The sequence below is a fragment of the Methanospirillum sp. genome (genome assembly GCF_035560735.1).
In the GTDB taxonomy this organism is placed as follows: Archaea; Halobacteriota; Methanomicrobia; order Methanomicrobiales; family Methanospirillaceae; genus Methanospirillum.
Genome location: NZ_DATMYY010000096.1, coordinates 1 through 11197, shown reverse-complemented (window position 1 = coordinate 11197; position 11197 = coordinate 1). Strand labels below are relative to the sequence as shown.

Sequence of the window (11197 nt, the reverse complement as noted above, 5' to 3'; positions counted from 1 at the left end):
CAGTGAATGGATAAATTATCGGGAGAGAAGACGATGATGCCTGATCAATGTTCTTTCTGTAGAGGAACACTACGGATGGGAACAACAGAATTTATGGTTCGTATGGGTTCAGAAATTATCGTGATCAAAGACGTTCCTGCATTTGTCTGTGATCAGTGTAACGAGTCATACTTTACTCCTGAGTCGTCACGAAAGATAGACAGAATTATTGAAGAGGCCAAAAAAGGTCCCATTTGTGGCACTCCTCTCGCTGCGATAGAAGTGAGTATTCAGGAATAATCCTGGAACGCTACTATCTGACTATTTTTTCAAGGTACAATCGACCATCAGTTTTTCAGATGCAGGATATCTGATAAAGATACAAACCACTTTTTCATGGAAACACCCTGATTGCATCAAAGATCTTTTCGAGAATATGTAACGCCCCATCTCCACCAAGAAACGCCTTTCTGGTAAACTCTATCTCACCGGTAGTTCTGTTATAGATCTCAACTGATCTTCTGCAGCGGCCAGATAGTTCCAGATCCTTTCCGATAATTCCATCTCCGAAGAACAGGTCTGCCCGTGCATCTTTTGCAGACTGTTCCCGTGCTGACGATAACCCTCGTTCGCATAGAAATTTTCGGATCTGTTCTATCATGGCAGGATCGGACCCCTCTATACATTCAATCGATACCGGGATCATACCAAGATACTCATAAAGCCATGATGCCAGCGGGTAGGCGAAAGAGGCATCAGAACGGATAGCAAATGTTACCCCCTTTGGGTATCCTGCTTCATGGTGATATCTGGCAATCCGGTGATATGCATGGATCCGATCCTGTTTTACCGAATCGAGTGCACATGTTGGATCGCATCCGGTTACTTTGGCAATCTCCCTGATCCATTCTTCAGTCGGGCCAAATCCAACCGGTGCACCACTACATGGAAAGATTGCTGGAATTCCAAACTCTGACTCAAAAAACTCTGTGGTTTTTTTACAGAACTCAGAATGTACTACAATATTGAACGATGCAGTCGTAGATTCTCTCAGTTCTGAAACACTGCAGCCACCACCGGGAACTGCAACCACTGAGAGCCCCATCATGTTGCAGAGACGTTTTAGCACGGCAACATGTTCCTGCCAGTACTTATGGATTAAGGATATCCCGAGGAGATTTACACGATTCTTTCCTCTTGGAAGATGGTTGAGTGCAAGCCACTTGAGAATATCAGCCATCGCCTGGTCAAATCCTTCTGATAGCGGCAGTGAATATGGTGCACCCTCAAAAGCCATACAGCAGTGATTCAGCCCTGCATCAACAAGAAACCGGTTCAGATCATCTCCGATGAGTGATGCTCCGGGTGAATTGACCACCGCCATGAAAGCATCACCCTTTTGTGCAATCAGAGGAAGAATCTCGCGAAGTTTATCTGTAGATCCAAGGATGTAATCATCGCTGTCAAGGTATGTACAGGGAATTCGGGACTGACCAAAAAAGAACGGCTCTTCAAATGAACGCCGATTCAATGAGTTCTCACGTGGAAAATGACGATCAGAGAAGTAGGCAGGATTTCCCCTGCATCCGGTCGGTCCATTCATCACTGCACGGGTATCTGCTATCCCCTCAATTGCAAGAAGAGTTCCAATAAAGCCGTCTGGATCAAGGCTCATACAATCCCCTCTCCATCATCTTTCCAACTTTCAACGATTGGTGCCTTCATCAACCGTGCCCATTGATCTGCATGTTCAATACCTGCATGGAACCCAAACCCAGGACAGTAGGGAATATTTCCACTCCTAGCCCGTTCATGCGGTTTGAGTGCTGGATACGTAACCAAAACCAGATCTGGCTCAAGATTCTGTATATCGTCAGCCCTCTTCTCAAGCGAATAATTATGCTCAATCGGGAACTGGTCTGTATAACGGGTGGTGAATGTCTCTGCAAATGGGGAGTAGACGAGGCCAACTTTGAGGATCTTCATCTCCAGGTCATGAGCAATGTCACAGACCCAGTCAAGGTTCTTCGGGTATGTAAAGATAAGAATCGTTTTGCCGTTTAGTTCAGGTTTGAGTGCTGCAATCTCACGTCGATATATGATCTCCTCATCTGCAATGATCTTTTCAGCCTTTGCCTCATCACCAAATATCCGGCTGACTGCAAGCAGCCATTCACTAGTATCTGTAAATCCGGTTGGAAGAGGGAGATCCAAAAACGGGAGATCTGATACGGATGCTATCAGTTGTTGGATACTTTTCACCGTGTCATCGCGTTCAGCAGGGAGATTGAGACAGGCTTCATTGAAATTGGTAAGAGACTTTGTTTCAGTTTTCAGGAGGAACCGGCAGTTTATGGAGATGCCAAGTTTTTTCAGCAGTAACCGGATATCATTGATATTCTTTTCAGGATTTGATGCCAGCCATTTTTCAGCGATGATATTGACAGATCTCTCTGACTTGTTAGATTGAGGTCTGATAAGCCTGGTAACAGCCTTGTGGGCATCGATTACACCTTGTGCAAAATCACCGACAAGATTGCCATCAACAGGAACCGGAATGATATTGATGCCAGAGTGTATATCCATCAATTCTGCGGCGACCTTAAGCGTATCATCCCCAATGATTCCGGGAGGACAGGCGGTCACGACAAATATCGTCTGGTACCCCCTTTGTATGGTTTCCTCAATAGTTCGTCGTAATTTGTCTTCACCTCCAAAGACAAAATCTTCATCAGTCATGTCGGTTGTGATAAGACGACCTGGTGATTCAGTCCTATATGGATGATCAAACCTGATGGCTGAAACCTGACTGGTATCCATAAGTTTCTCATGGATCATAAGGGCACAACTTCGAGGGCAATGCATCACAGTCGCTGCGTCAGTGACCTGAGCAGTTACAGACACGGCACCGGCAAAGGCACATCCGATCAATGGACGTTTATTTTTTACAGCGCTTGATTTGCATTTAACGCTAGTATTTCTGTCTTTTAAAACCCCGGAGTATCTCTTTGCTAATGATATATCACCACGAAGCAGTACAACACGCTCAAGATCCTCATCGGTGAGAGGACGAGCCTGATGAAGGAGGTTCGTTGCATCGGTTCTGATACCTTCTGCATGATCGGAAAGATTTCTCAAAAGTGCAGCCTCTATTGAATCAGGATAACCTTCAATCAATGTACAGCCTCTCTCCTCTGCCGCTGCAAAGATGTTACTCCGTGGAATACGGGCAATTATTGGGAGAGAGACTGCATCTGCAAACCGGTTGACCCGGTCTTCTTCTTCCACTCCTCCTCTGGCGTTATAAATGATGCCAGCAATACGTCCCTTTTTCGCAGTGAAATTCCGTATCCCCCGAAGGATATTATTCGCTGCATAGAGTGAGAGATATTCACCAGATGTGATAATATAGACTGCATCTGCGTATTCACTCCGAATAGGAACGGCAAATCCTCCACATACCACATCACCCAGAACGTCATACAGAGTGATATCAAAGAGCGAGGGTCGGATTCCAAGGTCATCAAGGAGATCAAACGTAGTTATGATCCCTCGTCCGGCGCAACCCACACCAGGCTCAGGGCCACCTGCTTCAACACAGGCGACATTTCCAAACCCCTGAAATACGATGTCTTCTGCCTTTCGATCCTCTGGAAGAACTGTTTTGATGTACTGAAGAACGGTTATTGGTATCCTTCCACCAAGCAACAACCGGGTGGAGTCATACTTTGGATCGCAGCCGATCTGAAGTACGCGATCTCCCTTTTCTGAAAGAGCTGCTGATAGATTGGCCGAGATGGTTGATTTCCCAATTCCTCCTTTGCCATACACAGCAATCTTAATGGAGACCACCTTCTGTTGCAAGTGTGGCAGTTATCCCTTGAACCAATTCACAGATACTTCCGCATTGCTGGTTGCCGGTTGAATGAGAGAGATGCCAGACCGGTTGCTGTGCATTGGTATCAAGAGTGATAGAAATTTCCGCTATGTTATCGATTTCAGGAACGAAGCCAATCCGTTCAAGGGCATATAATGTCCAGATCCGTTCCACAGATTCTGAAGCGTGAAGAGAATAGGTCCCTTTTTTATCAATTGGAATGGTGAATTCTCCCCTGGCTGGATCAAAATGAACCCCGTCAATCTCAAAGGCAGATCCAAAAATTCCAGAGAGAACAAGATCTTCGGGTGTTCCTGACACAAGATCTCCCTGCTTGTTAAGAATCCATAACTGATCTGAACATCTAATCGCCAGGTTCAGGTCATGAGTTGAGAGAAGGATTGATTTCCCCGTTTTTTTAGCTACCTGCCGGAGAATTCTCATCGTCTCAATCTTATGTGTCAGATCCAGGAATGCTGTCGGCTCGTCGAGGACCATCAGTTCAGGTTCCTGTGCTAGAGCACGGGCGATCATCACCTTCTGACGCTCACCATCACTCAGCTCATGAATAAACCGGTATGTCAGGTCTGTTGCTCCAACTGATGAAAGAGAAGAGAGTACTATCTGTCGATCAGAATCAGTCAGCCTGCCTGCCCAGTTTGTATAAGGAAATCTGCCCAGTGCAACGACATCAAATGCCGTAAGATATCCTGTCTGAACAGGTGTTGTAAGGACAACACTGAGCATTCGAGCACGGTCCTGCTCGCTTATATCTCCAATCGGCATATCACAGAGTCTGACCTCTCCAGAAATTGGAGGCTGGATTCCGGTGAGGGTCCGGATCAGCGTAGATTTCCCCGCCCCGTTCGGGCCAACAAGGCAGATCAGTTCTCCCCGGTTTAATTGAAGATTCAGATTCTTTGAGACCTCTCGTGCCCCGGACTTCTGACTTGCATATCCGATAGTCAGGTTGGAACAACTTAGAATGGAAGAGCCTTTCATGTAGTAACACCCCTCCCAAACCGGGTTCCCCTCACTATTACCCATATCACCACCGGTGCTCCAAAGAGAGCAGTGATTGCATTGATAGGGAGGACGATATCTGTACCGGGAACGTGGGATATGATATCAGTACACAGAGCTATGATCCCTCCAACAAGGATGCATCCAGGGACAAGACAGCGGTGATCAGCAGTTACAAAGATTGCTCGACAGAGATGAGGAATTGCAATACCTAAAAATCCAACCGGGCCACAAAATGCAGTGACACCCCCGGCAAGCAAGGCTGTTGTTACTATGATCACCGTTTTGATCCGAGTATAATTCATTCCCATACTCTGGGCATACTGTTCACCAAGGAGAAGAGCGTTGAGCGACTTAACAGAACAGATTGAGATGATATACCCAATCAGCACGATGAGAACAAATATTGGTATCTGACTCCACGTAACGCCAGAAAAACTTCCAAAGGTCCAGAGTGAATACGAATGCATACTTGACTGATCTGCAAACTGGAGTAGAATAGTTACAATAGCTCCGCTGAAGTAAGAGACCATGATTCCAAGGATTAAAATTGTGATATTACTCTGAATTTTTGATGATATCAGGAGAATAAGGAGCAATACAACGAATGCACCCAGAGTTGCAGCAACTGAAATACTCATATCCCCAAGGAGACCAACACTGGCAAAGATTGCGCCGACTCCGCAAAATCCGGCAGACATCATAACAAGAGCAACACCAAGGCTGGCTCCTGAACTGATACCCAGAATGTATGGATCTGCCAGGGGGTTACGGAAAAATGTCTGCATAAGCAGGCCAGAAAGAGCCAGAGCTCCTCCTGCAAATACTGCAGTGATAGCTTTTGGCATCCTCCAATCCCAGAAGATGTTCATCCAGGTCGCTTTTACAGATCCACCGGTTACGATCGTGAGCAAGGCATCAGGAGGAATATTCACTGAACCAAGCATCAGATCGAGCAGAAAGCACAGGAGAAGAAGGCCGATGATAAGAGGTACTACAATTATGAACCACTTTATACTCTCCCCTTTCTGCTCAAAGTCAAGGCTCATGCAGCCGCTCCTGTCTGATTTACGCCAATACGGCTGTAATAATAGAGTTCATGGTCTGGAAGAACCTCCGGATGAAGGATCTTTACAATGTCGGCAAGAATAATATCCGGATGAATAATTCCAGACTCCCAGTAGTCATTTCCTCCAAACTTATTCACACGGGCATTAAACTGATAGACATTTCCGGCTTTGACTGCACTGAATTTATTATACCGGGAATCGAGAGCCATCATCTCCTGAATGTTACTGGTGTATCCAGTGTTTAGCCAGTACTCAGCATTGGATGATGTATCATATACACTTTCAAAATCAAGAATAGAATCTCCTTTATCTGAATTATTTCTGAGAACATAATCACCACCTGCATCAGAGAATAACCGTGCAACATAACTGTTCTTACCAGGTGCATACCATGTTCCCTGGTATTCTATTCCTGCGAAGAGAGTTGGTTTCTTGGATACATTGGCTGTTTTCTCGCAGAGTGCAGTATAATTTGCTTTAATCTGATCAAAAAATTCTGTTGCAACTTTTTCCTTGTTGAAGAATAGAGCGTAGTACTTGATCCACTCTGCCCGGGCAAGAGGATGATTCTCCATCCAGTCTCCGGTGACAGCGGGAGAGAGGCCTGCTTCTAACAGTTTATTCTGGTTATCATACTCCGGGTTTCCATTCGCAGAGCAGAAGACGATATCAGGTTCAAGTTCAATCAGTTTTTCTGTCTGGAGAGTGGTATCCATCGATAATGTCCCACTTCCAACCTCCACGATCTTTCCCGCATCAGCCAACCGATGAAATTCTTCATTATATACGGTGCTTATTCCATTATGACCGACAATAGAACTTGTCTCATTAAGTGCCATAATATTTGGAAGATGAACTGATGAGAGGGTTACAACCGATTTTACCGGAATATGAAATACTCTGGCGTTTGGATAACCAGAGGGCACCGATTCTCCCCTCTGAACAAGAAGATATGTCCGGTTCTCTCCTTCTCTTCCCCAGGGATCATGAATTCTGACAACTTTGTATGTTCCGTGATATTCTACCGAGAATCCATTTGCATATTCTAATGATATTTTATCAGGAAACAGATCGTGTGTGCTTAGATCTTGAAGGCCAGAATCTGATTGATCCTGTGTAGCAGAAACATTTTGCCAGAATCCTGATATTACAACGACTACACCAATAAGTACAATCAGGACCGGAATCAGGAATATCAATGCTTTTTTTGATGATTGTTTCATAATTTACCCTGTAGTGTCTAAAAGACGGTGAACAGAACCGGCAAAGCCTCTGGAGCCAAGTTCATCAAGTTGAACATACGAGGCTCCAAGATCACCTGCAAGCATTCTGGCTTTTCCAAGCCTGGGATAGCCCTGTTCGGTATCAACTACAACAAATCTAATCGGAGTTTCGACCAATCTCTTCGTAATTTCAGCCAGTTCATCATATGGATGACCGCCATTAATTGGCACATTCGCCCTTCCGTCGGTCAGAAGAATAATTGTCTTGTTCTCATCAGCACCCGCATACATCCCTCGATTGAAGAGTTCAGATGCTTCAAAAAGGCCGGTACCAAGTGGAGTCATCCCCCCGGTGGGGATTGTTCGAAGCATTCTGACCGCAACCTCTGTGCTACGGGTAGGCGGGAGAAGAAGATCGGCCCCGGCTCCTCTGAATGTCATAAGCCCCACCCGGTCCCTCTTCTGATATGCATCGGTGAGAAGGGAAAGGATAGCTCCTTTTACTGCTACCATTCTCCATCTCACCCCCATGGAACCACTTGCATCAACGAGAAAGAGGATTGTATGGGCGATCTTTTTCTCTCTGATCTTCTCCCTGATATCTTCACGGCAGACAGAGATCGCCAGGCCATTTCGTCTTCTAAATCGTTGATACGGAGCAGCTGCACGGAGAGTAGCATCAATGGCAATATCGCTTCGGTTATGTGCAGGCAACCGGAATGAATGGTAGTGACCGGTTTTGTCCCGGCTTATTATCCGGGTTCTTCTACCACTCTTCTGTTTTTTTGTGAGAGCGATGGATTTTTCATTTAAAAACTGGATCACATCAGAAGGAGATCCGATATCAAAGATCTCTTCACGTGCAGAGGACGGAGGAGATTTTGCAGGGTCGCCATTCTCACGAGAGATGTCCGGTTTATTCTGTTGAATTTGAGAAGAAACTGGAGAATCTGTATCAGTATTATCTGGAGGATTCGTTTGCTTTGGGGATTGATCCGACTGATCTTGTGCTTTTGGGGTGTCTGGACTGTTGTCATTTCGCCGATGTTGCAGAGCAAATAGTGCAGCAAGTCTGATGTCTTCAAAATTTACTTCATCCCTTTCATCGAGGGCTGCAAGAGCTTTCGCAGTTCTGGATACTGCGATATCACCCCGATGGCCAGAAACATTCAGATCATCACAGACATTTGAGACCAGATCTTCCAGACCTAATGGAATACTGACATAAGAGAGACGTTCTCTGGCCTTTTTAACTGAATCTTGCAGCGTTATCACTTCAGGCATAAATCCGGAGATGATCTCGCCTGGGTTCTGTTCAAATGAGATCGTGTTTCTGATGATTGTAGCCCGTTGCTCTTCATCATCAATGGGATCAAGAAATATACAGAGATCAAAACGGTCCATCTGGCCTGGTGTTAATTCTCCTTCTTCCGGATCCATGGTTGCAAGAAAGAGGAACCGGGATGCAATAACCTGCGATAACCCCTCCCTCTCAAGAGAGAATACTCCGGTCTCTGCAGCAGAGAGAATTGTGCTGATGATTGTCTCATCCATCAGGTTGCAATCATCGACATAGAGAATCTGGCCATCTCCCTGCCCAAGGATGCCCTGTGCAGCGGTTACTGTACCTGACCGGATGGTTACCTCAAGATCAATCATCCCGACTAATCGGTCAAACGTGATGTTATGGGGGATTGTCAGGATCTTGCGATCCTGATCAACAGTTCCTATTGATCGCACCAGAGTAGACTTTGCCGTTCCGGGATTGCCTCTAATCAGGACTGAATGAATGTCTGAATGTACAAGAGCACAGAGAAGTGCTTTTTTTGCCATCGCCTGTCCGACTACCCCGGGAAAAGGGAGACAATTGGTCATCAGGCTTGATAACATTCTTCGATCAGTGTCCTGACAGATGAGAAGTCAATCCTGCTCTCTTCAAATGGCCTTCGCCTCATACGGTGAGGCAGAGATAATGCTGAAGCTTTGAGAACATGGTTCTGGTTTACTGTGTTCAACCCATTTAGAGCTGCAAATGCCATTGCGGTCTTTACAAGGGTGATATCAGAACGGTGACCATCAACACCGAGCATTAGGGAGATCTTAACTGCAGTGTGTACCAGAAGATCATCTGGCCTCATCTCAGCCACCAGTTGTTTGGCTCTTATGATCTGATCACGGTAAATCTGCTGCTTGGGTTCAAACCGCTGGCAAAAACCATCAGAATCTGCCTCGTAATCAAGCCTTCTCTTCACAACCTCTGACCTCATTGAACTCTCTTTCTCACCTTCAACATCAACCACAAGTCCAAATCTATCGAGCAATTGTGGACGGAGATCTCCTTCTTCGGGGTTCATCGTCCCTACAAACAAGAATCGTGCAGGATGTGAGTATGATATCCCTTCACGCTCAACAAAGTTCACTCCCATGGCGGCCGCATCAAGGAGCAGATCAACGATATGGTCATCGAGGAGGTTTATCTCGTCAACATACAGGATATTGCCGTTTGCGTTTGCTAAAACACCAGGTTCAAACCTCTTAACACCACGGGTTACCGCATGCTCAATATCAAGGGTGCCGGAGACACGGTCCTCTGTGGCACAGAGGGGTAGTTCAACAACCCTCATACGAATCAGTTCAGTAGCGGGTTCCCCGTTGGCAATCCTATCCCGGCAGAATGAACAGAGGTCACGGGTATTTGAAATCTCACATCTGAACTGACATCCTGAAATCACACGTCGTTCTGGGAGAAGATCAGCTGCAGCACGGACTGAGGTGGATTTAGCCGTTCCTTTCTCACCCTTGATTAGGACACCGCCAATGGAGGGAAATACAATATTGGCCAGAATGGCATCTTTCATATCTTCCTGTCCAACAATTGCAGCAAAAGGGTATACTGGTAGAGGATTTGTCATGTGAATCCTCTACATCCATTTTTTATACACCAGGATGTTAATCTAATCCAATTATCAAGAATGGTTGCACGTTCATCGATGAGAGTATTGAGATCAGGGCATGAGATCTGGAGCAGATCAGGTAATGCTGTCATCATGGCAGATGCAGTCTTTTTTCCCGACTGTTCTGGTATCAATCGCCATGAGATCTCATCCATGATGTGCAGCAAAGAAGCGGTCATAGTCACAACACAGGGATCACGGGAAAAATCACGTAAATTTTTGATGAAAATATCTCTCTTATTCTCGCCATCAAGGGAAGAGGCACAGGACCAGTACTGGTCTTCACTGACTCCGAATCTTCCTAATCGAACCAGCATATCCCGCTGGGAGTCGGGGCTTAAATTGGTCTGAAGGAAAAGTGCCTGTTTTGTCGCCTCAATAATACAGGCAGCAACCAACTCACCAAGTTTAGAATGTTTTCCTGCCCAGGTAATGATATCAGGACTGTCCATGTTTGATATCACAGATATTTGATCTGTACCAGAACCTGTGGCTATTCCATTTGAATACCGGCTCGGGGCCATAAGCTCCTGAATAGCAACTGTTTTTGCTTCAGTTGCGGTCATGATAACTCTGGCCAGAGTATGTGCTCGAAGGTGACAGTTGACAAGGATGATTGTGTTGATGGTTCCTCCAACATAGACCGTTTTTCCATCCTCTTCATGCCAGGTGGCAGGATCTCCTGCTCTGCCACCATTAACCTCTATGCCTGCAGTGACAATGGCAGTAACTTCAAGATTTCTAAATGATCTGGTGGTTATTGCTGCGTTGCGCATCTTTGCAGCAGTCATCATGGCTGCGACCCTGTCAGGATTCAGGCCTAGTCGCTCTGCATGAATCCTGATGTACGCTTCAACGCTTCCACCTTCCAGGTCATGAGCACAATGCCCATTCGTAGGTTTTGGTTCGTGATTGAATACAGCCTGGAGATTTTCCTGATATCCCCCATTCACATACGAGGTCGTGATTGCATTCCGGTTTGTGGGAAGGCGGACCACAATAGAATCTTCACTCCTGAAGATCTCCTCGCCACTGGTGGTTTTATGAATCATCTGGAGAGAATTTTGTGTA

The 11197-nt window shown here is 45.8% G+C and carries 9 protein-coding genes; 1 reads left to right on the top strand and 8 read right to left on the bottom strand.

From position 1 onward, the window contains the following. Positions 1 to 33 precede the first annotated feature (33 nt). Positions 34 to 279, top strand: a complete 246-nt coding sequence (locus tag VN429_RS03125; protein ID WP_325629691.1) for a type II toxin-antitoxin system MqsA family antitoxin — start codon at positions 34 to 36, stop codon at positions 277 to 279. A gap of 94 nt (positions 280 to 373) precedes the next feature. Here the strand turns inward: VN429_RS03125 and VN429_RS03120 are convergent, their stop codons facing one another. The 8 genes from VN429_RS03120 to VN429_RS03085 form a co-directional block, all read right to left on the bottom strand. Beyond that, positions 374 to 1654, bottom strand: coding sequence for a nitrogenase component 1 (locus VN429_RS03120; protein ID WP_325629689.1), 1281 nt, complete (start codon positions 1652 to 1654; stop codon positions 374 to 376). Further along, on the bottom strand, positions 1651 to 3831 hold the full coding sequence (locus VN429_RS03115) for a nitrogenase component 1 (RefSeq protein WP_325629687.1): 2181 nt from the start codon (positions 3829 to 3831) through the stop codon (positions 1651 to 1653). Before VN429_RS03115 ends, VN429_RS03120 begins: the two co-directional genes overlap by 4 nt. Then, positions 3818 to 4903 carry an ABC transporter ATP-binding protein gene (locus tag VN429_RS03110; RefSeq protein ID WP_325629685.1) on the bottom strand — a complete coding sequence of 362 codons (1086 nt, stop codon included), beginning with the start codon at positions 4901 to 4903 and terminating at the stop codon, positions 3818 to 3820. Before VN429_RS03110 ends, VN429_RS03115 begins: the two co-directional genes overlap by 14 nt. Further along, positions 4855 to 5928: an iron ABC transporter permease gene (locus VN429_RS03105; protein WP_325629683.1), complete on the bottom strand. Its 1074-nt coding sequence runs from the start codon at positions 5926 to 5928 to the stop codon at positions 4855 to 4857. The genes VN429_RS03110 and VN429_RS03105 overlap by 49 nt, the downstream gene beginning before the upstream one ends. Next, positions 5925 to 7172, bottom strand: coding sequence for an ABC transporter substrate-binding protein (locus tag VN429_RS03100; RefSeq protein WP_325629681.1), 1248 nt, complete (start codon positions 7170 to 7172; stop codon positions 5925 to 5927). Before VN429_RS03100 ends, VN429_RS03105 begins: the two co-directional genes overlap by 4 nt. Positions 7173 to 7175: 3 nt before the next feature. Then, positions 7176 to 9062 (bottom strand): VWA domain-containing protein, encoded by a 1887-nt coding sequence (locus tag VN429_RS03095; RefSeq protein WP_325629679.1) that lies wholly within the window; start codon positions 9060 to 9062, stop codon positions 7176 to 7178. Beyond that, entirely contained in the window at positions 9047 to 10084 is a 1038-nt protein-coding gene (locus VN429_RS03090; protein ID WP_325629677.1) for a magnesium chelatase ATPase subunit I, read from the bottom strand. The genes VN429_RS03095 and VN429_RS03090 overlap by 16 nt, the downstream gene beginning before the upstream one ends. Beyond that, a partial coding sequence (locus VN429_RS03085) for an adenosylcobinamide amidohydrolase (RefSeq protein WP_325629675.1) occupies positions 10081 to 11197 on the bottom strand: 1117 nt, incomplete at its 5' end. The genes VN429_RS03085 and VN429_RS03090, both read right to left, overlap by 4 nt.